Origin of the sequence: Mesobacillus jeotgali (genome assembly GCF_002874535.1) — a bacterium.
Taxonomy (GTDB): domain Bacteria; phylum Bacillota; class Bacilli; order Bacillales; family Cytobacillaceae; genus Mesobacillus; species Mesobacillus jeotgali.
The window spans coordinates 3,871,834-3,897,657 of record NZ_CP025025.1 but is presented as its reverse complement, the minus strand read 5'-3'; the positions used below and the strand labels follow the sequence as shown (position 1 = coordinate 3,897,657).

The 25,824-nt window shown below is 46.0% G+C and carries 26 protein-coding genes and 1 tRNA gene; 25 read left to right on the top strand and 2 right to left on the bottom strand.

Annotated features, from left to right (window positions below):
• Positions 1 to 11 precede the first annotated feature (11 nt).
• The 8 genes from CD004_RS19730 to hisIE all read left to right on the top strand — a co-directional run bounded on the left by CD004_RS19730 (position 12) and on the right by hisIE (position 6,580).
• Positions 12 to 1,187: an ATP phosphoribosyltransferase regulatory subunit gene (locus tag CD004_RS19730; RefSeq protein ID WP_102264309.1), complete on the top strand. Its 1,176-nt coding sequence runs from the start codon at positions 12 to 14 to the stop codon at positions 1,185 to 1,187.
• The gene (gene hisG, locus CD004_RS19725; RefSeq protein WP_102264308.1) at positions 1,184 to 1,807 is read left to right on the top strand and encodes an ATP phosphoribosyltransferase; all 624 of its coding nucleotides are present in this window, start codon (positions 1,184 to 1,186) and stop codon (positions 1,805 to 1,807) included. Before CD004_RS19730 ends, hisG begins: the two co-directional genes overlap by 4 nt.
• Before the next feature lie 29 nt (positions 1,808 to 1,836).
• Positions 1,837 to 3,105 carry a histidinol dehydrogenase gene (gene hisD, locus CD004_RS19720; RefSeq protein WP_102264307.1) on the top strand — a complete coding sequence of 423 codons (1,269 nt, stop codon included), beginning with the start codon at positions 1,837 to 1,839 and terminating at the stop codon, positions 3,103 to 3,105.
• 24 nt (positions 3,106 to 3,129) lie between these two features.
• Entirely contained in the window at positions 3,130 to 3,717 is a 588-nt protein-coding gene (hisB, locus tag CD004_RS19715; protein WP_102264306.1) for an imidazoleglycerol-phosphate dehydratase HisB, read from the top strand.
• 76 nt (positions 3,718 to 3,793) lie between these two features.
• Positions 3,794 to 4,435 (top strand): imidazole glycerol phosphate synthase subunit HisH, encoded by a 642-nt coding sequence (hisH, locus tag CD004_RS19710; RefSeq protein WP_102264305.1) that lies wholly within the window; start codon positions 3,794 to 3,796, stop codon positions 4,433 to 4,435.
• Complete coding sequence (gene hisA / locus CD004_RS19705) at positions 4,432 to 5,163, top strand: 1-(5-phosphoribosyl)-5-[(5-phosphoribosylamino)methylideneamino]imidazole-4-carboxamide isomerase (RefSeq protein WP_102264304.1); 732 nt, start codon at positions 4,432 to 4,434, stop codon at positions 5,161 to 5,163. Before hisH ends, hisA begins: the two co-directional genes overlap by 4 nt.
• Entirely contained in the window at positions 5,163 to 5,921 is a 759-nt protein-coding gene (hisF, locus tag CD004_RS19700; RefSeq protein WP_102264303.1) for an imidazole glycerol phosphate synthase subunit HisF, read from the top strand. The genes hisA and hisF overlap by 1 nt, the downstream gene beginning before the upstream one ends.
• Complete coding sequence (hisIE, locus tag CD004_RS19695; protein WP_102264302.1) at positions 5,918 to 6,580, top strand: bifunctional phosphoribosyl-AMP cyclohydrolase/phosphoribosyl-ATP diphosphatase HisIE; 663 nt, start codon at positions 5,918 to 5,920, stop codon at positions 6,578 to 6,580. The genes hisF and hisIE overlap by 4 nt, the downstream gene beginning before the upstream one ends.
• 198 nt (positions 6,581 to 6,778) lie before the next feature.
• On the opposite strand, the gene CD004_RS24515 is transcribed toward hisIE, so the two are convergent.
• Positions 6,779 to 6,907, bottom strand: a complete 129-nt coding sequence (locus CD004_RS24515) for a hypothetical protein (RefSeq protein WP_267892329.1) — start codon at positions 6,905 to 6,907, stop codon at positions 6,779 to 6,781.
• Between the two features lie 165 nt (positions 6,908 to 7,072).
• Between CD004_RS24515 and CD004_RS19690 the strand changes: the two genes are divergently transcribed.
• The 7 genes from CD004_RS19690 to CD004_RS19660 all read left to right on the top strand — a co-directional run bounded on the left by CD004_RS19690 (position 7,073) and on the right by CD004_RS19660 (position 13,974).
• Complete coding sequence (locus CD004_RS19690) at positions 7,073 to 8,581, top strand: tetratricopeptide repeat protein (protein ID WP_102264301.1); 1,509 nt, start codon at positions 7,073 to 7,075, stop codon at positions 8,579 to 8,581.
• Between the two features lie 198 nt (positions 8,582 to 8,779).
• A complete protein-coding gene (gene trxB / locus CD004_RS19685) occupies positions 8,780 to 9,730 on the top strand; it encodes a thioredoxin-disulfide reductase (RefSeq protein ID WP_102264300.1) in 951 nt (316 codons plus the stop codon).
• A 498-nt stretch (positions 9,731 to 10,228) separates the two neighbouring features.
• A complete protein-coding gene (locus CD004_RS19680; protein ID WP_102264299.1) occupies positions 10,229 to 10,687 on the top strand; it encodes an NUDIX hydrolase in 459 nt (152 codons plus the stop codon).
• A 36-nt stretch (positions 10,688 to 10,723) separates the two neighbouring features.
• Positions 10,724 to 11,617 (top strand): RNase adapter RapZ, encoded by an 894-nt coding sequence (gene rapZ / locus CD004_RS19675; protein WP_102264298.1) that lies wholly within the window; start codon positions 10,724 to 10,726, stop codon positions 11,615 to 11,617.
• Positions 11,614 to 12,597, top strand: a complete 984-nt coding sequence (locus CD004_RS19670; RefSeq protein ID WP_264191044.1) for a gluconeogenesis factor YvcK family protein — start codon at positions 11,614 to 11,616, stop codon at positions 12,595 to 12,597. The genes rapZ and CD004_RS19670 overlap by 4 nt, the downstream gene beginning before the upstream one ends.
• A 149-nt stretch (positions 12,598 to 12,746) precedes the next feature.
• Positions 12,747 to 13,694 (top strand): DNA-binding protein WhiA, encoded by a 948-nt coding sequence (gene whiA, locus CD004_RS19665; protein ID WP_102264297.1) that lies wholly within the window; start codon positions 12,747 to 12,749, stop codon positions 13,692 to 13,694.
• Positions 13,695 to 13,716: 22 nt separating this feature from the next.
• Positions 13,717 to 13,974, top strand: coding sequence for an HPr family phosphocarrier protein (locus tag CD004_RS19660; RefSeq protein WP_102264296.1), 258 nt, complete (start codon positions 13,717 to 13,719; stop codon positions 13,972 to 13,974).
• Between the two features lie 67 nt (positions 13,975 to 14,041).
• Here CD004_RS19660 and clpP read toward each other — a convergent pair whose 3' ends face one another.
• Entirely contained in the window at positions 14,042 to 14,647 is a 606-nt protein-coding gene (clpP, locus tag CD004_RS19655) for an ATP-dependent Clp endopeptidase proteolytic subunit ClpP (RefSeq protein ID WP_102264295.1), read from the bottom strand.
• A gap of 364 nt (positions 14,648 to 15,011) precedes the next feature.
• Here clpP and CD004_RS19650 point away from each other — a divergent pair.
• The 10 genes from CD004_RS19650 (at position 15,012) to eno (ending at position 25,568) form a co-directional block, all read left to right on the top strand.
• Positions 15,012 to 15,083: transfer RNA gene (locus CD004_RS19650), tRNA-Arg, on the top strand.
• A gap of 192 nt (positions 15,084 to 15,275) precedes the next feature.
• Positions 15,276 to 16,361: a hypothetical protein gene (locus tag CD004_RS19645; RefSeq protein WP_102264294.1), complete on the top strand. Its 1,086-nt coding sequence runs from the start codon at positions 15,276 to 15,278 to the stop codon at positions 16,359 to 16,361.
• A gap of 140 nt (positions 16,362 to 16,501) precedes the next feature.
• Positions 16,502 to 17,845 carry an RNA polymerase factor sigma-54 gene (rpoN, locus tag CD004_RS19640; RefSeq protein ID WP_102264293.1) on the top strand — a complete coding sequence of 448 codons (1,344 nt, stop codon included), beginning with the start codon at positions 16,502 to 16,504 and terminating at the stop codon, positions 17,843 to 17,845.
• A 176-nt stretch (positions 17,846 to 18,021) separates the two neighbouring features.
• A complete protein-coding gene (locus CD004_RS19635) occupies positions 18,022 to 18,282 on the top strand; it encodes a glutaredoxin family protein (RefSeq protein ID WP_102264292.1) in 261 nt (86 codons plus the stop codon).
• A gap of 123 nt (positions 18,283 to 18,405) precedes the next feature.
• On the top strand, positions 18,406 to 19,431 hold the full coding sequence (locus CD004_RS19630; RefSeq protein ID WP_102264291.1) for a sugar-binding transcriptional regulator: 1,026 nt from the start codon (positions 18,406 to 18,408) through the stop codon (positions 19,429 to 19,431).
• A 49-nt stretch (positions 19,432 to 19,480) separates the two neighbouring features.
• A complete protein-coding gene (gene gap, locus CD004_RS19625) occupies positions 19,481 to 20,488 on the top strand; it encodes a type I glyceraldehyde-3-phosphate dehydrogenase (RefSeq protein WP_102264290.1) in 1,008 nt (335 codons plus the stop codon).
• A gap of 129 nt (positions 20,489 to 20,617) precedes the next feature.
• Positions 20,618 to 21,802 carry a phosphoglycerate kinase gene (locus CD004_RS19620; protein ID WP_102264289.1) on the top strand — a complete coding sequence of 395 codons (1,185 nt, stop codon included), beginning with the start codon at positions 20,618 to 20,620 and terminating at the stop codon, positions 21,800 to 21,802.
• A gap of 162 nt (positions 21,803 to 21,964) precedes the next feature.
• Entirely contained in the window at positions 21,965 to 22,726 is a 762-nt protein-coding gene (tpiA, locus tag CD004_RS19615; RefSeq protein WP_102264288.1) for a triose-phosphate isomerase, read from the top strand.
• Positions 22,719 to 24,257, top strand: coding sequence for a 2,3-bisphosphoglycerate-independent phosphoglycerate mutase (gene gpmI / locus CD004_RS19610; protein WP_102264287.1), 1,539 nt, complete (start codon positions 22,719 to 22,721; stop codon positions 24,255 to 24,257). The genes tpiA and gpmI overlap by 8 nt, the downstream gene beginning before the upstream one ends.
• A gap of 12 nt (positions 24,258 to 24,269) precedes the next feature.
• Positions 24,270 to 25,568 (top strand): phosphopyruvate hydratase, encoded by a 1,299-nt coding sequence (gene eno / locus CD004_RS19605; protein ID WP_102264286.1) that lies wholly within the window; start codon positions 24,270 to 24,272, stop codon positions 25,566 to 25,568.
• Positions 25,569 to 25,824 lie beyond the last annotated feature (256 nt).

The window sequence follows — 25,824 nt, the reverse complement described above, 5'->3', positions numbered from 1 at the left end:
GGGTGAAATCAATGAGCAGATTATTCATGTTTGAAAAGCCGCTTGGCATGCGGGATACACTTCCAGAATTATATGAAGCGAAGGAAAAAGTCCGCAGCTCAATTGAAAAAGAAATGAAGCAATGGGGTTTTCAATTTATCGAAACGCCTGCGCTGGAATATTACGAAACGGTCGGAACGGCTTCGGCGATTCTGGATCAGCAGCTGTTCAAGCTGTTGGACCAGCAGGGGCATACGCTTGTACTGCGTCCTGATATGACCGCGCCGATTGCCAGGGTCGCGGCGTCAAAATTATTCAAAGACCAGGTTCCATTGAGACTTGCCTATTCAGCAAATGTATACCGGGCCCAGCAGCGCGAAGGCGGCAGGCCGGCGGAATTTGAGCAGATTGGTGTCGAATGTATTGGCGACGAGTCTGTCAGCGCGGATGGCGAGATGATCTCGCTGGCGATTTCCTCACTGAAAAAAGCTGGTTTGGAACAGTTTCAGCTTTCTGTAGGGCATGTTGGCTTTGTCAACGAATTGTTTGTTCAGATTCTTGGCACAGAGGAGCGAGCCAGAGAACTGACGAAATTTTTATATGAGAAAAATTATGTTGGGTACCGTGAGCATGTCAAAGGACTGCCGCTGTCATCAATCGATTCGCAAAGACTCTTGGCTTTCCTTGAACTGCGCGGCGGTCCGGAAGTGATCGACAAGGCATCCGAACTGGTCGAAAACGGAAAAGGAAGGGCAGCACTTGATGAATTGAAGCTGCTCTGGAATATCATCGAAGACTTTGGTGAAAGCAGCCGGATTAAATTTGACCTAACGATTGTCAGCCACATGAGCTATTATACAGGCATTTTATTTGAGGTATACGCAGGTATGGTTGGCTTCCCAATCGGCAATGGGGGCCGTTATGACAGACTGCTCGAGAAATTCGGGAAATCGACAGGCGCAACAGGATTTGCGATCAGGCTCGACCGACTGCTTGAAAGTCTCGGCAACCTTGGTGAACCCGAGCCTGTCATTTGCATTCTTTTCAGCCCAGAAAGAAGAAAAGAGGCTTACCAGCTTGCAGCACAGCGCAGGGAAGACGGGGAACGGGTCATCCTCCAGGACATCAGCTCTGTACGTAATCTTGATGCTTGCTCCGATACTTTTGCAAATGTCGTTTACCTTGTTGGGAAGGAGGGAGTTCGATGAATGAACAACTGACCATCGCGATGCCAAAGGGCAGGATTTTTACCGAAGCTGTTGATCTGTTGCGCAGCGCGGGCTTTGATTTGCCTCCTGAATTTGATGATTCCCGCAAGTTGATTATCGATGTTGAAGAGGAAAATTTCCGCTTCATCTTAGCAAAGCCGATGGATGTAGCTACATACGTTGAACATGGTGTCGCTGATCTCGGGATTGCCGGAAAAGACGTCTTGCTTGAGGAAGAACGGGATGTGTATGAGCTGCTGGATTTAAAAATCAGCGGCTGCTATCTTGCCGTCGCGGGACTTCCTGATACAAAAATGAATGATGTCGCCCCGAAAATTGCGACGAAGTACCCGAATATCGCGGCAGCCTATTTCCGTGAACAGGGCGAGCAGGTAGAAATCATCAAATTGAACGGATCAATCGAGCTTGCGCCATTAATCGGACTCGCCGACAGGATTGTCGACATCGTTTCAACCGGAAGGACCTTGAAGGAAAATGGTCTTGTGGAGTACGAAACGATTACAAACGTGACATCGAGATTGATTGTCAATCCAGTCAGCTACCGGATCAAGGATGAGCGGATCAGCGAGCTGGTTAAAAGGCTGAACGAAGTGATATAGATTGTGAATCTGAAAGGATTTGATTCCCGATGGATATTTTACAGATAGATGGAAGCTTGTCATTAAAACGGACCGTTGATGGCGGAACCGAAGAGCAGCGGAAAGCCGTGCAGGCAATTATTGCCGAAGTCCGTGCTTCCGGCGACCAGGCACTCAGAATTTTTACTGAAAAATTTGATTCTGTTGTGCTAGATGAATTTCTGGTGACGGATAATGAAATTTCTGAAGCCTATAAAAATGTCAGCAATCAGCTTGTCGATATCATTACTGAGGCTGCCGCCAATATACGTAAATACCATGAAAAACAGCTGCGTCCATCCTGGATGACGACGGAGGAAAATGGCACAATGCTTGGCCAAAAGGTGACGCCACTGGATTCTGTCGGTGTATATGTGCCTGGCGGAACGGCTGCTTATCCATCCTCGGTTTTAATGAATGTCATCCCGGCAAAAACCGCGGGTGTCGAGCGGATCGTCATGGTATCACCGCCAGGCCGGGACGGGAAGCTACCGGCAGGCGTGCTAGTTGCCGCAGATATCGCAGGGGTAAAAGAGATCTATAAGATCGGCGGGGCCCAGGCAATTGCCGCCCTTGCATATGGAACAGAAACAATCGATTCGGTCGATAAAATCACTGGTCCGGGAAACATTTATGTCGCCCTGGCCAAGCGTGAAGTATTCGGTGACGTCGCAATTGATATGATTGCTGGACCAAGCGAGATTGGTATTCTCGCTGACGAAACAGCCCGTGCCAATGAAATTGCGGCAGACCTGCTTTCCCAGGCAGAGCATGACACGCGGGCATGTGCGGTCTTAGTGACAACATCCCGTACGCTTGCGGAAGACGTTCAAAATGAAGTGTATAAGCAGCTTTCGCAATTGCCGAGAAAAGAAATCGCCACACAGGCAATCGAAAACTTCGGGGCGATTTATGTGGCAGCTGATATGGATGAAGCAGTCAGTGCAATCAACCAGCTTGCACCGGAGCATCTTGAAATCGTCACGGAGAATCCGATGGAACTGCTCGGTAAAATAAAGCACGCCGGCGCGATTTTCCTGGGGAGATACAGCTCAGAGCCTGTAGGTGATTATTTTGCCGGACCGAACCATGTGCTGCCAACAAACGGGACAGCGCGCTTTTCAAGCCCGTTGAGCGTCGAGGATTTCCAAAAGAAGTCCAGCATCATCCTATACAGCGAGAAAGCGATGAACGATAACGGTGCAAAAATCGCCGAGTTTGCCAGGCTTGAAGGGTTGGAAGCCCACGCCCGGGCTGTGGAAGCAAGACTTAAATTGTAATGAAAGTGGATGGAGGGAAATCTTATGGAACGCACCGCAACGGTGAATAGATATACGAATGAAACAAAAATAGATCTGGATTTTAGCATCGATGGAGAGGGAAAATCGGAACTGGAAACTGGAGTGCCTTTTCTTTCTCATATGCTCGATTTATTCGCAAAGCATGGCCAGTTTGATTTGAAGGTGGATGCGAAGGGAGACGTTGAGGTGGATGGCCACCATACAACCGAAGATATCGGCATCTGTATCGGACAGGCGCTTCGAGAAGCACTTGGCGATAAAAAAGGAATCAAACGATACGGAAACGCTTTTGTCCCAATGGATGAGGCACTGGCTCAGGTCGTCGTCGATCTTAGCAACCGCCCGCACCTCGAAATGCGCGCAGAATTCCCTGCCCAGCAGGTTGGCACTTTCGATGTCGAGCTAGTCCACGAATTTCTGTGGAAGCTGGCGCTTGAAGCTAGAATTAACCTGCATGTCATCGTCCACTACGGAAAAAATACTCACCACATGATTGAGGCGGTATTCAAAGCTTTGGGCCGTGCGCTTGATGAAGCAACGACCATCGACCCGCGGGTAAAGGGTGTTCCTTCAACGAAAGGGATGTTGTAAGAGAGCGGTAAATGTAGTACGAAAGGGAGATACGCTTACAGAAAACGAACACTGTAAAAAGGAAGGAAGTTAACTCATGATTGGCATCGTCGATTACGGCATGGGCAATCTGTTCAGCGTCAGCAAAGCGCTCGAACGGCTTGGTGCGCCATATTTTATTTCACAATATAAGGGCAATTTGATGGAAGCAGATGCATTGCTCGTCCCTGGTGTTGGTTCTTTCCGGGATGCGATGGAAGTATTGGACCGCACAGGTTTGACGGAAATGATCCAGGCTTTCGCTGCTACTGGCAAGCCTGTGCTCGGAATCTGCCTCGGCATGCAGCTGTTGTTCGAAGAAAGCACTGAAAATGGCCTGACAAAGGGTTTGAACTTGCTTCCTGGAAAAGTGGAGCGTTTTACCGGGCAGACAGCAGAAGGGGAAGCATATAAAGTCCCCCACATGGGCTGGAACAAGTTACGTTTTACCGGTGACTCCCCGTTGCTGGCATCACTTGAAGAGGATTATGTTTACTTTGTTCATTCCTATTATGTAAAAACGGATGATCCGGAAGTCCTGGTGGCAATCGGAGATTATTTTGATGTTGAAGTGCCGGCCATTGTTGGCAGGAACAATATCTTCGGGATGCAATTCCATCCGGAAAAAAGCAGCGATATGGGAATGTCATTGCTCCGCAATTTTACCAACCTTGCATCAGAAAGGAAGACAGAAGAATGAAATTCACAATCTACCCGGCGATCGACATGCGCGGCGGAAAATGCGTAAGGCTGCTGCAAGGTGATTATGACAAGGAAACGGTTTATGGAGATTCTCCCTTTGAAATGGCAAAAAAATTCGCTGATGAAGGTGCAGAGTGGATTCATATGGTCGACCTCGATGGCGCCAGGGACGGCAAGCGGGTTAATGATAAATTTGTCATTCAGGCAACGAAGAACCTTGGGGCCAACGTCCAGATTGGCGGCGGCATTCGCAGTGAAGCTGATATAAACCATTATCTTGATAACGGCGTAACCCGCGTCATCATTGGCAGCATTGCCGTTTCCAATCCAGAGTTCGCCGAAGAAATGGTCAGGAAATACGGCGCGAAAATCGCAATCGGGCTTGATGCAAAAAACGGTTATGTCGCGACACATGGCTGGCTGAATACCTCCGAAGTAAGTGCAGTCGAGCTTGGCAAGAGATTTGCTGATGCCGGTGCGGAGACTTTCATTTTTACCGATATCGCCACAGATGGCACGCTTGCAGGACCGAATGTGGAGGCAACCCGCCAGCTTGCTTTGGAAACGGGCAAAAGCGTCATCGCTTCCGGCGGTGTCAGCTCGCTTGATGATTTAGCAGCACTTCGACAGTTACGTGAGGATGGTGTCAGTGGTGCGATTGTCGGCAAAGCCATTTATGAAGGACGCTTTTCTGTAAAATCTGCTTTGGAAGCGGGGGATGCCTGATGCTAAGCAAACGGATCATTCCCTGCCTTGATGTTAAAGAAGGACGCGTTGTAAAAGGAGTTCAATTTGTCCAACTACGCGATGCCGGAGATCCCGTCGAACTTGCGCGCTTTTACGATGAGCAAGGGGCGGATGAGCTCGTTTTCCTTGACATTTCAGCTTCTGTTGAAGGAAGGAAGACGATGGTCGAGGTCGTACGGGAAGTAGCGTCAGAGCTGGCAATCCCGTTCACAGTCGGAGGCGGCATCAACACACTTGAAGATATGAAAAGGATGCTTCGTTCAGGTGCCGATAAGGTTTCCTTGAATACCGCGGCTGTCAACAATCCGAAGTTAATCGCAGAAGGCTCTGATTTCTTCGGCGCACAGTGCATTGTAGTTGCCATCGATGCAAAGTACGACCCGGAACTCGGGTCATGGCGGGTTTACACCCATGGCGGCCGGAAACCGACCGATTGGGAAGTGATAGCGTGGGCAAAAGAGGCTGTCCGTCTTGGGGCAGGGGAAATCTTGCTGACAAGCATGGACAGTGACGGTGAAAAAAAAGGCTTTGATCTAAAGCTTACACGTGCTGTGAGTGAAGCGGTCACCGTCCCAGTCATTGCATCAGGCGGTGCCGGAAACGCGGACCATTTTGCCGATGCTTTTAACGAAGGAAAAGCAGATGCCGCACTGGCAGCATCAATTTTCCACTATCGCGAAACCTCTGTAAAAGAAGTAAAATCCCACCTCCATGAAAAAGGAGTGACCGTAAGATGAAAATAGAAGAATTGAAGTTCGATTCCAATGGTTTGATTACTTCAGTCGTCCAGGATGCAGCGACACGTGAGGTCCTGACTGTTGCTTACATGAATAAAGAATCCCTGGGTAAGTCGCTTGAAACAAGGGAAACCTGGTTTTACAGCCGTTCCCGCCAGGAGCTCTGGCACAAAGGAGCAACGAGCGGCAACACCCAAAAAATCGTCGAGATGAAATACGACTGTGACGGAGACGCTCTCGTGGTGCTCGTCGAACCAGCCGGACCAGCATGCCATACAGGCGCAGTCAGCTGTTTTTCAGAAAATCTTCTGGAACGCTCAGAAAGTCTGGTGGAGCATTCCGATGGCCAGCTCGCCTCATTGAGCGATTTTGCCGTCATGCTCGAACTCGAAAAGACGATTCGCCAGCGGGAATTGGACATGCCGGAAGGTGCCTATACCACCTATCTATTCGAAAAAGGCGTCGACAAGATTTTGAAAAAAGTCGGTGAAGAAGCATCGGAAGTCATTATCGCCGCCAAAAACCGCGATTCCGAAGAGTTGAAGTGGGAAGCCGCAGACCTGCTCTACCACCTGATGGTCTTGCTGCAGGAACAGAAGCTGCCGCTGAAAGAAGTACTAGGAATATTGAATAAAAGGAAGAAGCCCAGCGCGGAATAATAGAATGCGCTGGGTTTTCTTTTTGCCATGGATCATGATTTTCACCAGGAAACAATGTAAGTTCCTCATTATTTGTGCTTCAAGGTGAAAAATTGCTAAATTACTCCACTTTATAGACCAATACAAGACCATATATATAGAAAAGGTATCTGGAAAAATTATTCTCTTCCTGAAACCCGATAATTGCACCATCATCAGTCAAATTGCTCGCTCATCTAAGATAATTGCACCGATCCAGGCAAGAATTGCACGTTCATCATCAATAATTGCATCTTTAACCAAAATATGGATACTGACTGACGGCCCAGCTCCATACACTAACCTCACTGGACACCTCCCACACCACAATTTCAAATCCACACCTTCTCGAACACTCTGTCCGTATGTTATACTACATTAGTTAAAGTTGCTTCGATAAAACACTGTATGTGTATTTATATACAAATTAAGGTTCCGAGATTGAGCAATACAAATTTTCGAATGGAGGATCACATGGGAAAAGACTCTAAAGCGATGAAGCAAAAAGGTCAATTGCTGTCATTTGTTCCTACTGGTGAATATTACTTCGCCAAAGGGGTCAAGGCTTTCCATAGGCGGGACCTAAAAAAGGCTGAAAAGTATTTCCAGCGTGCGATGCACCTTGAGCCTGGCGAGCCGATGATCGTTTGCCAGCTGGCGATCGTGCAGTCGGAGCTGGGTGAATACCAGCAGTCTAACCGTCTTTTGCACTTGGTCCTCGAAGAACTTGATGAAAACATGGCAGAATGTCACTATTTCTTAGCGAATAACTACGCACATCTTGGCTTGTTCCGGGATGCGTTCAGGCATGCTAATCTTTATATGGAATTGAATGAAGATGGTGAGTTTGCAGAGGATGCAAGCGACCTGCTTGAACTTCTCACGATGGAAGCAGAAGAGATGGATGAGGATTATTATGAAGAGGATGACCTGATCGTCAAGCAGGAGGAAGCGCGCAATCACCTCGAATCCGGTGAATTCCCGAAGGCAATCGAGATTTTCCAGGAGGTCATCGAGGAGTATCCGGAGTATTGGTCAGCTTACAATAACCTGGCGCTGGCGTACTTCTACCTTGGGGAAACAACAAAGGCCCGTGACATCCTGAACGATGTCCTCGAACAGAACCCTGGCAACCTGCATGCATTGTGCAATGGCCTCGTGTTCGCACATTACCAGGGACACGAGAAGGAAGGCCAGATTCTTAAGGACTCTCTTGAAAAAATTCATCCAATCCACGTTGAACACCAGTTCAAGCTTGGTGCCACGTTTGCGCTTGTCGGCGAGTACGAACTGGCTTACCGCTGGCTGAAGAAGCTGCAAAAAACAGGTTTTGAAGGCGATGGTGCTTTCTATTACTGGCTGTCTCATGCTTCTTATTTTACCGGCAGAGAAAATACAGCACGTAATGCCTGGAAAAAGGTACTCGAGTTCAGTCCTGAAAAAGAGGGGATGGAGCCATGGGCCGATAAACCGGGCGTAAAGTTCGAAGCGCAGGTTTCGGCCATCCTGAACCAGTTGAACAGTGATTATCCAGAGGAGCGTCTTTTTGCGCTATTCCTCACATCTGTTTCCGCGAAAAAGAAGGAAATTCTCGCAGCGGAAACATCAACGGATAAAATGACGGAAATGGAAAAATCGTACCTGGCGTATGTAACCTCAGGCAAACTGAACAGCAAGGAAGAGGAAGTAAAGGGCGCGCATGAAACAGCGAAGCTCCTTTATGACCACCACCAGCCGATCGGAAAAAATGAAGCTGGTGTCTACATCATGTGGTTCTCAGTATTTGAGCAGGCAGCAGAGGCTGGTTATGACTTTAAGAACAAAAAAGCATGGGCCGCAGCGGTTGATTATCTCTGGGATAAGCTAAGAAATATCAAGACATCAAAAGCAGCAGTAGCGAAAAAATACGGATTGTCTGTATCTACGCTGTCCAAATATATAAACTTAGCAAACGAGTTTCTTCAAGAAGAAGACAGCATCTAAAAGGGTGAACTAAGTCTGTGATCAGCAGACGAGGTTTACCCTCTTTTTATTTTGTCAATTTAGTGAACAGGGACCTTTATTAAGCATATTTTTGGACTATGCGCCACTTGTTTTATAGGATATGTTTAGGCAGGAAATACTAATTTCGAATGAAGACCGAAAATTAGCGGATTATGATATTCAAAGGAGTTGTACACCATGTCAGAAGAGAAAATTTATGACGTCATTATCATCGGAGCTGGTCCGGCTGGGATGACGGCTGCTGTTTATACTTCACGTGCGAACTTGTCGACACTGATGCTTGAGCGCGGCGTGCCGGGCGGACAAATGGCGAATACAGAAGAAGTAGAGAATTACCCAGGGTTTGACCATATTCTTGGACCTGAGCTATCAACTAAAATGTTTGACCACGCGAAGAAATTCGGTGCTGAATATGCTTACGGTGATGTAAAAGAAGTCATCGACGGCAAAGAATATAAGACAATTAAGGCCGGAAGTAAAGAATACAAAGCGCGTTCCATCATCATTTCTGCTGGTGCAGAGTACAAGAAGCTGGGAGTTCCTGGTGAGCAGGAGCTTGGCGGACGCGGTGTTTCTTACTGTGCGGTTTGTGACGGCGCATTCTTTAAAGGTAAAGAACTTGTTGTTGTCGGAGGCGGAGACTCAGCGGTCGAAGAGGGTGTTTATTTGACACGCTTCGCTTCAAAAGTAACAATTGTTCACCGCCGTGATGAGCTTCGTGCGCAAAAAATCCTTCAGGATCGTGCATTTGCCAACGATAAAATTGATTTCATCTGGAATCACACTGTCAAGCAGATCAACGACAAAGATGGCAAAGTTGGCAGCGTAACGCTAGTTTCGACACAGGATGGTGCGGAAAAAGAATTCGCGGCAGATGGTGTGTTTATCTATATCGGAATGGTTCCTTTGACAAAGCCGTTCGAAGGCCTTGGCATCACGAACAGCAATGGCTATATCGAAACGAACGAACAAATGGAAACGAAAGTCCCAGGTATTTTCGCGGCTGGCGACATTCGTGAAAAAACACTTCGCCAAATTGTTACAGCAACAGGCGACGGCAGTATCGCTGCGCAAAACGCTCAGCATTATGTCGAAGAATTGATGGAAGAAATAAAAACAAACGCATAAATGCACAAATGCCAAACCCGCTGGAGCTGATTCAGCGGGTTTTCCAATACAATGGCAAAAACAGCATGTTTCGGGAGAAATTAACAAACCGTAATTATTTATTAATTCTCCTGTAACAGTAGTGAAACAATCATGGGGTATTATAGGAGTAGAAATTGACCCCCTTTTAAAAATATAATCCTTTGACGGCACAGGTTATCCTGTGCTCTTTTTTTTACATAAAAATGAAACAGGCCTTAGTAAAGGATTATAACAACCATTCGCAAGGCGGATTTTGAATCTGCATTTTCCCCTTACTCCTTAACAAAAATATCATCTTTGTATTCATTGTGGCGAAAAACTAAAAATAGTATAATGGAAAGAATAAAAGTTGAGCTGATTTGCAGGACTGCTTTTTTGATATGGATTATAATCGAAAAACAGCAGCCATTTCTGTGTGAAAAATGCATACGATGATTTGAAAAGCCTAGTTGGCCTACATATAAAGAGGTGGATTGGATGCAGCGAGTGACGAATTGTGTTTTAGTAAAAGATGATAAGATTTTGCTGCTGCAAAAGCCGCGCCGAAATTGGTGGGTGGCTCCAGGCGGAAAAATGGAACCAGGAGAAACCGTGAAGGATTCATGTGTCAGGGAATTTCGAGAAGAAACGGGAATATACCTGAGAAATCCACAAATCAAAGGGATTTTCACATTTGTCATCAAGGAAGATGATCAAGTCGTTTCCGAATGGATGATGTTCACGTTTTATGCCACCCAGGCAGATGGCATCAACCTGGATGAATGTGAGGAAGGGACCCTTGAATGGCATGAGTTTGATGATATCAAAGACTTGCCGATGGCAGCGGGTGATTATCATATTCTTGAATACATGGTCCATGGACAAGGAATCATCTATGGAAACTTCACTTATACACCGGATTTCGAACTGATCAGTTACAGGCTAGATCCTAATTGATAAAATAAATGACTAATTTAGCAGGGGGAAAGAGAAATGAGTACCGGTTCAAGCACTGATACCCAGCTCGTGATTATAACAGGTATGTCTGGCGCAGGGAAAACTGTCGCTATCCAGAGCTTCGAAGACCTTGGATTTTTCTGCGTCGATAACCTGCCGCCAACATTGCTGCCGAAATTCCTTGAGTTAATGAAGGAATCTGGCACGAAAATGAACAAAGTGGCACTCGTCATGGATTTGCGCGGACGCGAATTTTTTGACTCTCTATTCAAAGCGCTGGATGATCTGGCGGAAACTTCTTGGGTGACACCGCAGGTATTGTTCCTTGACGCGGATGATTCCACTCTTGTGCGCCGCTATAAAGAAACGAGGCGTTCGCACCCGCTTGCTCCGTCAGGATTGCCGCTCGAAGGCATCCAGTTGGAACGAGAGCTTTTGGAAGAGCTGAAGGGCAGGGCGCAGCTTATTTATAAAACAACGGGCATGAAGCCTAAGGATCTCCGTGAAAAAATCCTTGAGGAGTTCTCGGTGAACAAGAAGACGATTTTTACCGTCAATGTCATGTCCTTCGGTTTCAAGCATGGAATACCAATCGATGCCGATCTTGTTTTCGACGTCCGCTTTTTGCCGAACCCGCATTATATCGAACACATGCGGCCGAAAACTGGTCTTGATGAAGACGTGTCGACATATGTTTTAAAATGGAACGAGACGAGCAAGTTCCTCGAAAAGGTAACAGATTTGCTAGGTTTCATGCTCCCACATTATAAGCGGGAAGGAAAGGCTCAGCTCATCATCGCCATCGGCTGCACAGGCGGCCAGCATCGTTCCGTGGCACTGGCGGAACACATCGCCAAGTTTTTCGAAAAAGACTACCATACTCGTGTGACTCACCGTGATATTGAGAAAAGGCAGGGACATATAAAATGATGGTGGATGGATTGCCAAGAATCGTCATCATCGGGGGTGGAACGGGCCTCCCAGTCCTGTTACGGGGTTTGAAAAAGCACCCTGTCGACATCACTGCGATCGTCACTGTGGCTGATGACGGCGGCAGTTCCGGCCGGCTGAGGGAGGATATGCAAATTCCTCCGCCAGGTGATATCCGGAATGTCCTTGCTGCATTATCAGATGTGGAGCCGCTGATTGAAGAGATGTTCCAGCATCGGTTCAATACAGCCAATGAATTGTCCGGCCACTCGCTCGGCAATCTGATTTTGGCTGCGATGACGTCGATCACCGGCAATTTTGTACACGCAATCCAGGAAATGAGCAAGGTCCTGAATGTGCGCGGGAAAGTGCTGCCGGCGGCAAACAGGAGCGTCATGCTGAATGCCGTGATGGAGGACGACAGCATTGTCAGGGGAGAATCCAAAATCCCATACTCAGGAAAAAGGATCAAAAGAGTCTTTTTGAATCCAGAAGGCGTGAAGCCATTGCCTGAAACCCTCCAGGCGATCAGGGAAGCTGATTTGATCGTGATCGGTCCTGGCAGCTTGTATACAAGCATCCTGCCGAATTTGCTCGTGAAGAGACTTGGCAAGGAAGTATGCAAGGCGAAGGCACGGAAAGTGTATATTTGCAATCTGATGACCCAGGCAGGGGAAACACATGATTTTGCTGCCAGTGATCATATTAAAGCTATCTATGACCATATGGACTGTGCTTTTATCGATACGATCCTAGTCAATAGTGAGACAATCCCGCCTGATGTGGAGCTCCGCTATAAGGAAGAGCTTGCCCAGCCTGTCCATTTTGACCTTGACCGGCTGATGTCTTTGGGAATAGAAGTTGTCCAGGATGAAATAGCTGAGCTCGATGGCAATGTTATCAGGCATGACACAAAAAAAGTTTCGGAAATTTTATATTCTATGATAATAGATGAAACCAAAAAGAGATATAACGCGTAAATATAGGATGCAAGCGTTTGTCTCTTCTTGAAAAAGTGTTTTTAAATGCATTAAGCGTTAAAAGCACTTCTGTAATAAAATAAAAGACAGCTGCTGCGCTTGCTGATTTACAAGAGTGACAGCGCTATATAAACAGGGGGGGTGAGAAGGTGTCGTTCGCTTCGGAAACAAAAAAGGAACTCACGAATATTGACGTGAAGGGCTGCTGCGCTGACGCGGAACTGTCCGCTTTAATCCGGATGAATGGTTCCCTTTCCTTCTCAAATCGCAAACTCATCGTAGACATACAGACTGAAAATGCCGCGATTGCCAGGCGGATCTATACCTTGATCAAAAAAAGTTATCAGGTACAGGTGGAGCTGCTGGTGCGTAAAAAGATGCGGCTGAAAAAGAATAATGTTTATATTGTCCGCCTTAAGGAATCAGCCAGGGATATTCTGGAGGATTTAAAGATTATTGGAGAAGGCTTTGAAATTATCCATGAAATTTCACCTGAACTGGTGAAAAAGAAATGTTGTAAGCGTTCTTATTTAAGAGGTGCCTTCCTTGCAGGAGGTTCTGTGAACAATCCGGAAACATCCTCCTATCATTTGGAGATTGCCTCCATGTATCAGGAGCATAATGACTCATTATGTGAGCTGATGAATACATTCGGGCTGAACAGCAAAACACTTGAGCGGAAAAAAGGCTTCATCACATATTTGAAGGAAGCTGAAAAAATCACTGAGTTTTTGACTATCGTAGGTGCGTATAATGCGCTTTTGCGATTCGAGGATATCCGGATTGTCCGCGACATGAGGAACTCGGTTAATCGTCTTGTAAATTGTGAAACAGCTAACTTGAATAAAACGATTGGCGCTGCACTTAGACAGGTAGAGAATATCCGCTTTATCAGGGATACGGTCGGCCTGCAAATTTTACCGGATAAACTGAGGGAAATCGCTCAGCTCCGTGTCGACTACCAGGATGTCACCCTTAAGGAGTTGGGTGAGATGGTAAGCGGGGGTACGATCAGCAAATCAGGAATCAATCACCGGCTGCGAAAGATCGATGAAATTGCAGATAAACTGCGTGCCGGACAAATTACAAATAAATAGAGGGCTAGAGGAGGAATACGAAATGGTGGAAAAACAGGTGGAAGTAAAATTGAAAACTGGTTTACAAGCTCGACCTGCGGCATTGTTCGTACAGGAAGCAAACAGGTTCACATCTGATATTTTTCTTGAGAAAGATGGGAAAAAGGTAAACGCAAAAAGCATCATGGGATTGATGAGCCTTGCCGTAAGTGCTGGCGCATCCGTGAACCTGATCGCTGAAGGCCATGATGAAGAAGAAGCAGTGGAAAAGCTGGCTGAATATATCCAGAAAGAGAACTAATTCTTTTAAAAAATATAGCCCAATAAAAAACTCGCTCCTGGCAAACAGGAGCGAGTTTTCATTCACCTTATTTATCTTTCTTCTCTTCAAGTACGTTGCGAGTGATGATCTGGTCAACAAGACCATATTCCTTCGCGCGCTCAGCTGTCATGAAGTTGTCGCGGTCAGTATCTTTCGCGATGACTTCAAGCGGCTGGCCAGTGCGCTCAGAAAGGATGGTATTCAGCTTTTCACGAAGGAAAAGAATGCGCTTAGCAGCGATTTCGATTTCTGTCGCCTGTCCCTGAGCACCACCCAGTGGCTGGTGAATCATGACTTCTGCGTTCGGAAGGGCAAAACGCTTGCCTTTTGTACCAGCTGCGAGCAGGAATGCACCCATTGAAGCAGCCATACCAATACAAATTGTTTGTACATTTGGCTTGATGAACTGCATAGTATCGTAGATTGCCATGCCGGCAGTGATGCTGCCGCCCGGGCTATTGATGTAGATGGAGATGTCTTTTTCCGGATTTTCAGCTTCCAGGAAAAGTAACTGGGCTACGATTGAGTTGGCAACATTGTCATCAATCCCGCTTCCCAGCATAATGATGCGATCCTTTAACAGGCGGGAATAAATGTCATATGCCCTTTCGCCCCGATTCGTTTGCTCAATAACTGTAGGAATCAAGTTCATGTTTGTTTTCCTCCTTTAACGTAAAGATCTTTTTACTGCACTTTTTAAAAGCGATTGCTGCCTCAAAAGACAATTTGCTTCCTTCTAAAAAGGCAAATTGCAGGCTGGCATAAACTGGTTCGCTTGCCAGAACACCTATGTAGTTTTATGATACACGCATGGTCAATAAAGGTCAAACGAATCGCTTGATTAGCCTGCAGAAACTGTTCGACAATAATGTATATTCCAATTTACTGTACCGTATCCATCTTACCCAAGAATGTCTTTTTTAAACAAGAGCAACGCCTGACATTCCAAAAAAACCTCCTTGCAAAGCAAGTAAACTTACCCTATAATAGGTAAGCGTAACGCTAACTTGAAACATGCCCTCGTGGTGCAACGGATAGCACGTAAGATTCCGGTTCTTGAGATGTGGGTTCGATTCCTGCCGAGGGCGTCATAAAAATCCCGCTGAGCTTTTAAAAGCTCAGCGGGATTTTTTTTGCAACAAAGTTACGTAGATTTTCCTATTACTTTCAAATTAGTGTATACGGCTAGGTGCATTCACCTAAACAAGCATCCCCCTCCTTTCATAGAGTAATAGAGAGGTGCATAAAAACCTCGAAAAATTCATGAAAGGAAGATGTTAATGCCACATTTTAATTTATTGCAGGAATTTCCTGAAGGCTGCTTTGAGCCTGTTCCCATTGATGGTTTCGTTGTGACCTTGGTTGATGTTGAGCGTTTCGGGAGCGGCTATCGCTGGATTTATCGAATTGACAATGTCGATGCTCCTAACGCATTAAGTGACTGGGTACTGGCAATCGAGGAGCCATGCCGCGAGTTCATCGGAGATGCTTATATCACTCCTACTTTCCCGAGCGACGAAGAGCCGCCAGAACTAGTTCTGTATGAGGATGTCGAAAATCCTGGTACTGCGCCTGACCCATGTCCAGATGATGCTCTCTGCAGTCCTGGTGAACAGGTTGTTGGTTTTAAATTCGATGATTTGGGACTAGGAGACCAAGGTGAATTGGATCCTGGCGAGTCCCAGCTATTTGCCTTCGTATTCAATCAGCCGCCGATTGCCATAGAAGCGTGTGCTGCGTTAAAATTTGGGCAAAACGAAGCTTGCGGGCTAATTTGTGTTCCGGATTGCATTGAGTGTCCAAATGCTTGCGAATGCGGTGAAGATACGTTTGACTGTGTTTTCGATTTTCCGGAAACTTGCTTTGTATTACCTGAAGATGTAACTGTAGATGATGTATTAAGCGGCTTTTGTATTGGTGACGTAAGTCCTGTATCGTCGGAGACTTGCCAGGGTGTTGCGGAAGTTTTTGTTTGCGACCAGACTTTAATATGCTGTACCGATGTCCAAAGATATTTCCGCACGGCAACCTTCCAGGTACAATTGAACCTGCCTAAAGTAGGAGATTGTGGAGGTCCTGTTTTTGAATGCTGCTTCCAGGAAGTCACAGTAACCCAAAACTGCTTTACTTGTATTGGAGACCCAGCTCCTGTGTTCCCTGTCTTAACATGCGACAATGTCAGCATTGAAATCAATTCAATCACAGAAAATCCACAAACAGGAGATGTGACAGTTAACTACACTATTGTCCTTCCTGAATGTACAGAAGGAACGCCAACACCAACCGTACAGCAACCAACTACTCTACGCAATACTCAAACTGCTAACACTCCAGCTATGAACAGACCTGCCAGACGCAGAAGATAACAAATTGCTGCAAGTAACCTCTTGCCTGATTCCCGGGCGAGAGGTTTTTTATATATTTTTCACGAAGTCGATGTGATACCAAATTCTTTCCATACACCAAAGCCTGTTTATCATGTAAAATGGTTGCAGGGGTGATTTAGATGGATTTGAAAGCTGGTTTATGGCAAAAGCAGACGTTAAAATTGGCAATGACTCAGGAGCTGACCCAAGCAATCGCGCTGTTGCAATACTCAGCACAGGAGCTTGCGGCGTTTCTTGAAGCTAAATCAATGGAAAATCCCCTTATGCAAGTTGATTTTAAAAACATCTCTCATTTTGATGCCAGTATGGACCGTACGCGAAAAACAAGAAGAAAGACATTCGAACGCGACCAGAAAAACTTAATAGAGCAAATCGGATCTGGAGAGAGTGACACGCTTGAAGACTATCTGCTTTCACAATTAAACTTGCTAAAAGCTACTTCTGAAGAAAAATTGATTTTACATGAATTGATTGAAAACATAGATGAAAACGGTTACTTGATTCTTGAAAGAGAGGACCTTTTAAAAAGATATAATGTTGAAAATGAAATCATCGATTCAGCTTTCTTTAAACTAAAGTCGCTCGACCCGGCTGGAATCGGGGCATATGATCTAAAAGAATGCTTGCTGCTTCAATTGACAAGGCAAAAGCGCACACCTGAAAATGAGTTGGCAATATCAATAATCCGTGACCATTTCATGCTTTTTGCTGAGAAAAAGTGGAAAGCTCTGGCGAAGATGTTGAATATCGATGTGAAGGAAATTCAAAAAATCCATGATGCTATCCAGCAGCTTAACCCGAAACCGGGTGCGTCGTTCCAGCGTGAAAAACCTGCCTATATCGTCCCTGACGTTGTCGTCAAACGTGAACGTGATGAACTCTCGGTAAGTATGTTCGATGCGTTGATACCTAAGGTTTCTTTTAATGAAGGATATTTCCGGCAGCTATCCGGCCACAAGGATCCGGAAGTCAATAAATACCTCCAGGAAAAGCAGGGGGACTATCAGTGGATCCAACGCAGCCTTGTACAAAGGAAGGAAACGCTGCTGAAAGTATCGATGAAAATCATCGAAAAACAGCAGGATTTCTTTTTGATAGGACCTGCGCATCTGAAACCGATGACGATGAGGGAAGTTGCCGATGAGCTCGAAATCCATGAATCGACCGTAAGCAGAACTGTCCGTGAAAAATATATGCAGACACCTGCCGGCACTTACGAACTGAAGTCGTTTTTTACAAGCGCCGTCCAGACAACAGAGAACGACCAGGCTTCATCGCAAAAAGTAAAAGCAGCAATAGAGCATTATATAAAAGAAGAAGATAAAAAGAAGCCCATATCAGATCAGAAACTTGTGGAAATGCTAGAGGAACAAGAGGGTATGGTCCTATCACGCAGAACCGTCGCAAAGTATAGGGACCAGTTGGGCATACCATCATCTTCAAAGCGGAAGAGATTTGATTAGAAAATGGAAGATATTTTCCGTTTTGCGAATAAACAGGGATAATTTGCGAATAAATATATTTTTTTGCGAATAAAGGACGTGGAATTGCGAACAAATTTCTTGTTTTGCGAATAAAGCATCTTAATTTGCGAATAACCACCAAAGTGGGAGAATGATACAAGTATAAGGAGACCGAAATGAAGAAAACAGTCAAACTCTATTCCCGGCCGCGCTGCCATTTGTGTGAAACAGCGCGAGAAATCCTGGAAGAACTCCAGCACGATTGGGATTTTGCCATAGAAGAGATCAATATCGACCTTGATGACGAGCTTGTGGAGAAGTACGGAATCATGATTCCTGTCGTTGAATTGGACGGCGAAGAACTTCAATACGGTATTGTGAACAAAAAGTTCATAAGTGAAGCGTTTTCACGAAAAAACCTTGAGTTTTTAAGTTGATTAAGGTTTTCACTCCTGTTAGAATGAAATCTGTAGCAGGGGTGATTTTTTTTACCGCGAGTGGGACATAATATGTCTTAGCGGGACATTTAAAGTCCAACGCTGGAAAAGGAGAATATCAACATGGACTTTTCGCTCATTGATATTCAAAAAAGAATATTGCCCGATTTATTGCAAGTTATGCAAAAACGATACCTCATCCTGCAATACATAAACGTGATGCAGCCAGTTGGCAGGAGGAACCTTTCAGTAAGCCTGAATTTGACTGAACGGGTATTGCGTTCTGAGGTGGAGTTTTTGAAGGACCAGAATCTGATCTCGATGTCGGGTCAAGGAATGACACTGACCAAAGAAGGAAAAGATATACTGGAAAGTCTTGATAGTGTAATGCGGGACATTATGGGTATAGACAGACTAGAACGCCAGCTTCAGGAACGCATGGGAATCAGAAAAGTGATTGTTGTTCCAGGGGACAGCGACCAGTCACCGTGGGTGAAAAGTGAGCTGGGGCGCGCGACAGCAAATAGTATGAAAAATCTTCTTCAAAGCAAAAATATAATTGCTGTGACCGGAGGTTCGACTATGGCAGCTGTGGCGGAAATGTTGACACCCGATTTCGGCGAGAAGGATTTGCTGTTCGTGCCGGCAAGGGGCGGAATTGGTGAGGACGTCAAGAATCAGGCAAACACGATTTGCGCGATCATGGCGGATAACACGAATTCACGCAACCGGGTCTTTTATGTGCCCGACCAGGTCAGCAGCGAAGTCTATAAAACCTTCATCAAAGAACCGCTGATTTATGAGGTCTGGAATTTAGTTAAATCAGCAAGCATGGTTTTACATGGTATTGGAGACGCTATTACAATGGCGGAACGTCGCAATACCAGCCCGGAGGACTTACATAAGATCCTCGATGGAAAAGCAGTTGGCGAGGCTTTCGGCTACTATTTCAACGAAGCCGGGGAGATCGTCCACAAAGTGCTGACGATCGGTCTCCAAATGGATGATCTCGAAAATGTAGGGGATGTCATTGCTGTTGCCGGTGGTGCATCAAAGGCAAAGGCGATCAGAGCCTATATGAAACAGGCACCTTCATCAACGATCCTGATCACGGACGAAGGCGCCGCTAAAACATTGTTACAAGGGTAACACCTTAATATAAACAACACCTTTATAGGAATCGAAGGAGGAAATACAAATGGCAGTAAAAGTTGGTATTAACGGATTTGGCAGAATTGGACGCGTAGTTTTCCGCGCAGCACTTAAGAACCCTAATGTGGAAGTAGTAGCAGTTAACGATTTAACTGATGCAAACATGCTTGCTCACCTTTTAAAATATGATACAGTTCACGGAACTTTGAACGAAGAAATAACAGTAGACGGTGACTACCTTGTAGTTGACGGCCACAAAGTGAAAGTACTTGCTGAAAGAGATCCAGCACAGCTTGGCTGGGGCGACCTCGGCGTAGAAGTAGTTGTTGAATCTACAGGACGTTTCACTAAGCGTGCTGACGCTGCGAAACACCTTGAAGCAGGCGCAAAGAAAGTTATCATCTCTGCTCCAGCATCTGATGAAGATATCACTATCGTAATGGGCGTTAACGATGACAAGTACGATGCAGCTAACCACCACGTAATCTCAAACGCATCTTGTACTACAAACTGCTTGGCTCCATTCGCGAAAGTATTGAACGACAACTTCGGAATCAAGCGCGGTATGATGACAACTGTTCACTCATACACAAATGACCAGCAAATTCTTGACCTTCCGCACAAAGACTACCGTCGTGCACGTGCAGCTGCGGAAAACATTATTCCGACAACAACTGGTGCTGCAAAAGCAGTTTCTCTAGTATTGCCTGAACTTAAAGGCAAATTGAACGGTGGAGCTATGCGTGTTCCAACTCCAAACGTTTCACTAGTTGACCTTGTTGCTGAGCTTGACAAAGACGTTACAGTTGAAGAAATCAATGCTGCATTCAAGAAAGCTTCTGAAAATGAACTTAAAGGCATCCTTGGATATAGCGAAGAGCCACTAGTATCAAGCGACTACAATGGCTGTGCAAACTCTTCTACAATCGATGCTCTTTCAACAATGGTTATGGAAGGCAGCATGGTAAAAGTTATCTCTTGGTATGACAACGAGTCTGGCTACTCTCACCGTGTAGTTGACCTTGTTGATTTCATCGCTAAAAAAGGTCTGTAAGATAAGATTGGATAAACCATCCAATATTGACTATAATGTAGTGGGATGAAAAGGGGAGCGGGGTAAATTCCCTCTCCTCTTTTTCTGCTTAATCGCGCATTGGCGCTATTCTAAAGGAGGTCTCTAGCCTTGAACAAAAAGACAGTAAAAGATGTGGATGTAAAAGGAAAACGAGTTTTTTGCCGCGTTGATTTCAACGTTCCGATGAAGGATGGACAGGTAACGGATGAAACAAGAATCCGTGCAGCACTTCCAACAATCCAGTACCTGGTTGAACAGGGAGCTAAAGTCCTTCTTGCTAGCCACCTTGGCCGTCCAAAAGGGCAGGCTGTTGAAGAATTGCGTTTGACTCCAGTAGCAAAGCGTTTGTCTGAGCTGCTTGGCAAGGATGTAAAGAAAACAGACGAAGCTTATGGTGAGTCTGTAAAGTCCGAAATCGACAGCATGAACGAAGGCGATGTCCTGCTTCTTGAGAATGTCCGCTTCTATCCTGGCGAAGAGAAAAACGATCCTGAACTAGCTAAGGCATTTGCCGAGCTTGCAGATGTATATGTTAACGATGCATTTGGTGCAGCACACCGCGCTCATGCTTCAACCGAAGGGATCGCTAAGCACCTTCCTGCCGTATCAGGCTTTTTGATGGAAAAAGAACTTGATGTTCTAGGAAAGGCTTTGTCAAATCCAGAGCGCCCGTTCACAGCCATCATCGGCGGCGCGAAGGTTAAAGACAAAATCGGCGTAATCGACAACCTATTAGAAAAAGTAGATAACCTGATCATCGGTGGCGGACTTGCTTATACATTCGTAAAAGCACAGGGCCACGAAATCGGAAAATCTCTTTTAGAAGAAGATAAAATTGAATTGGCTAAGAGCTTCATGGAAAAAGCAAAGGCGAAGGGTGTAAACTTCTACATGCCTGTAGACGCAATCGTTGCTGATGATTTTTCTGCTGATGCAAATTCAAAGGTCGTTGCGATTGAAGAAATTCCTGCAGACTGGGAAGCTCTTGATATCGGGCCTAAGACAGCTGAAACTTACCGCGATGTGATTCAAAAGTCTAAATTGGTCATCTGGAATGGACCGATGGGCGTATTTGAAATCGACAAGTTCGCACAAGGAACAAAAGCTGTTGCACAAGCTTTAGCCGATGCTAGCGATACATATTCGGTAATCGGCGGAGGAGACTCTGCAGCGGCTGTAGAAAAATTCGGCCTGGCTGAAAAAATGAGCCATATCTCCACTGGCGGCGGTGCTTCCCTTGAATTCATGGAAGGCAAGCAGCTTCCTGGAGTAGTAGCATTGAACGATAAGTAAATTTATTTTTAAAAATTTTCACGGCGGTACCGGCAGCAGTGTAAGGGTGCGGATCCTTACACATGCTGTACTGCCGCACTTTTAAGCCCAACATCCAGAGGGACTTTTTTAATAAGCAATACAACGCTGTGTTAAACAGCAATTTTGAAAGGAAGTGTCAGCATGCGAAAACCTATCATTGCAGGTAACTGGAAAATGCATAAAACGCTGCCTGAAGCAAAGGATTTTATCGAAAAAGTTAGCGGACTTGTTCCTTCAAAGGACAAGGTTGAATCTGTGGTTTGTGCTCCTGCTTTGTTCCTTGGACAGCTTGTCGAGCTAACCCAAAATTCGGACCTTGAAATTGGCGCGCAAAACATGCACTTTGAAGAGAGCGGTGCTTTTACAGGCGAAGTAAGCCCGAAAGCATTGCAGGACATCGGTGCAAAATATGTCATCATCGGGCACTCTGAACGCCGTGAAATGTTCAATGAAACAGATGACACAGTTAATAAAAAGACTTTGTCTGCATTCAAATACAATTTGACTCCTATTGTTTGCTGCGGCGAAACGCTTGAGCAGCGTGAAAACGGCGAAACAAACGAGTTTGTTGGCGGCCAGATCAAAGCAGGTCTAAATGGCCTGACAGACGAACAGGTTAAACAAACTGTCATCGCTTATGAGCCAATCTGGGCGATTGGAACAGGCAAATCTTCTACAGCTGAAGATGCGAACGAAACTTGTGCGCACATCCGTTGTGTAATCGCAGAGCAATTTTCACCAGAAGTGGCTGAAGCAGTCCGCATCCAGTACGGCGGAAGCGTAAAGCCAGCTAACATCAAGGAATATATGTCACAGCCTGACATCGACGGCGCATTGGTCGGCGGAGCAAGCCTTGAGACAGATTCCTTCTTGCAGCTATTGGAGGCAGGTTCCAATGAGTAAAAAGTCACCAACAGCTTTGATCATTCTGGACGGCTTCGCGTTGCGTGGCGAACGGATGGGAAATGCCGTTGCCCAGGCGAAAAAGCCGAACTTTGACCGCTATTGGAACCACTATCCGCATGCACAGTTAATTGCGAGCGGAGAAGCGGTCGGCCTGCCAGAAGGCCAAATGGGTAACTCTGAGGTTGGTCATCTGAACATTGGTGCTGGCCGCATCGTTTACCAGAGTCTTACACGCGTGAACATTTCGATTCGTGAAGGCGAATTTGAAAAAAACGAAACCTTCCTTGCAGCGATCAAACATGCAAAGGAAAAAGGCACTGCCCTTCACTTGATGGGCTTGCTGTCTGACGGCGGCGTGCACAGCCATATTGAGCATATGTTTGCTTTGTTGAAGCTTGCTGCAAGCGAGGGTCTGGAAAAAGTGTATGTACACGGATTCCTTGACGGCCGTGATGTTGGACCGCAAACTGCGCCAGGTTATATTGAACAAACATTAGAAAAAATGAACGAAATCGGTGTTGGTGAATTTGCGACGATTTCTGGGCGATACTATTCTATGGACCGCGATAAGCGCTGGGAGCGCGTGGAGAAATCCTACCGTTCAATGGTGTACGGCGACGGACCTACGTATTCGAACCCAATGGAATTGATCGAAGATAACTATAATAATGGGATCTTTGATGAATTCGTTGTCCCATCTGTGCTTGTGCGCAAGGATGGTTCACCGGTTGCAACGGTTCAGAACGACGATGCTGTGATTTTCTACAACTTCCGTCCTGACCGCGCAATCCAGATTTCAAACACTTTTACAAATAAAGACTTTCGTTCTTTCGACAGAGGAGAAGCTCATCCTGAGAACCTTCACTTTGTGTGCCTGACACACTTCAGTGAGACGGTTGACGGATATGTGGCATTCGAGCCATCTAACCTTGATAACACGGTTGGTGAAGTGATTTCACAGGCTGGCATGACCCAGCTTCGTATTGCTGAAACGGAAAAATATCCGCATGTAACGTTCTTCATGAGCGGCGGCCGCGAGCAGGAATTCCCTGGCGAAAAGCGGATTTTGATCAACTCGCCAAAGGTTGCAACCTATGACCTGAAGCCTGAGATGAGTGCTTACGAAGTGACAGATGCATTGATCAAGGAAATCGAAGCAGATAACTTCGATGCTATTCTTTTGAACTTTGCGAACCCTGACATGGTTGGGCACTCTGGAATGCTTGAGCCGACGATCCAGGCTATTGAAACAGTTGACGAATGCCTTGGTCGCATCGTTGACCTAATTGTTTCAAAAGGCGGTACTGCAATCATCACGGCTGACCACGGAAACGCGGATGAGGTCGTGACGCTTGAAGGAAATCCAATGACTGCCCACACGACAAATCCGGTGCCTGTCATTGTTACGAAAGAAGGCGCAGAGCTTCGTGAAGACGGAATCCTCGGCGACCTTGCTCCAACTATATTAGAATTGCTAGGACTGGATAAGCCAGCTGAAATGACAGGAACATCATTAATTAAAAAATAAGGAGAGATTACTATGCCATTCATTACAGACGTATATGCACGTGAAGTATTAGATTCCCGCGGTAACCCAACAGTTGAGGTAGAAGTTTTCACAGAATCAGGCGCATTCGGACGCGCACTAGTTCCAAGTGGTGCTTCAACTGGTGAATACGAAGCAGTTGAACTTCGTGACGGCGACAAAGGCCGCTACCTTGGAAAAGGTGTTTTAAAAGCAGTAGATAACGTGAACGAAATCATCGCTCCTTTCTTGGTTGGCGAAGAGTTCAACGTTCTTGACCAGAACGGTATCGACCAGGCGCTAATCGAATTAGATGGAACTGAAAACAAAGGTAAGTTGGGCGCTAACGCAATCCTGGGCGTATCCATGGCTGTTGCACACGCTGCTGCAGACTACCTTGACCTTCCTTTATACCAATACCTTGGCGGATTCAACTCCAAGCAGCTTCCAGTTCCAATGATGAACATCGTTAACGGCGGTGAGCACGCTGACAACAACGTAGACATCCAGGAATTCATGGTAATGCCTGTTGGTGCTGAAAACTTCCGTGAAGCACTTCGCATGGGTGCGGAAATCTTCCACAGCCTGAAGGCAGTTTTAAAAGAAAAAGGCTTGAACACAGCTGTAGGTGACGAAGGCGGATTCGCTCCAAACCTTGGATCAAACGAAGAAGCACTTCAAACAATCGTTACTGCGATCGAAAAAGCAGGCTATAAGCCAGGCGAGCAAATCATGCTTGCTATGGACGCTGCATCTTCTGAGTTCTACAACAAAGAAGACGGCAAGTACCACCTTTCTGGTGAAGGCGTAGTTAAGACGTCTGCAGAAATGGTAGACTGGTACGAAGAAATGGCTTCTAAATACCCAATCATCTCAATCGAAGACGGTTTGGATGAAAACGACTGGGAAGGCCACAAGCTATTGACTGAGCGCCTTGGCGGAAAAGTACAGCTTGTTGGTGACGACCTGTTCGTTACAAACACGAAGAAGCTTTCTCAAGGTATCGAGCAAGGCGTTGGCAACTCAATCCTGATCAAAGTTAACCAAATCGGTACTTTGACAGAAACTTTCGACGCAATCGAAATGGCGCAGCGCGCAGGCTACACAGCTGTTATCTCTCACCGTTCTGGTGAAACAGAAGATTCGACAATTGCTGACATCGCTGTTGCAACAAACGCAGGCCAGATCAAGACTGGTGCTCCATCACGTACAGACCGCGTAGCGAAGTACAACCAGCTTCTTCGCATCGAAGACCAGCTTGGCGAAACAGCTCGCTTCAACGGAATCAAATCCTTCTACAACCTTAAGAAGTAATATTGCGGAGCCAATTCAACTCTCCGTAAAATAGGGACGCCGGTAGCATGACTATGCTGCCGGCGTTTTTTATATCCTCTTGAACTTCTATCGACCAAACAGGAGGAGGCAAACGAAAAAGTGTCCGAGGAGAGTTCCTATCGGACAAACGGAAGCATGAAACCGAAGAAAGTGTCCGATAGAAGGTCCCTATCGGACAAACGGAAGCATGAAACTGAAGAAAGTGTCCGATAGAAGGTCCCTATCGGACAAACGG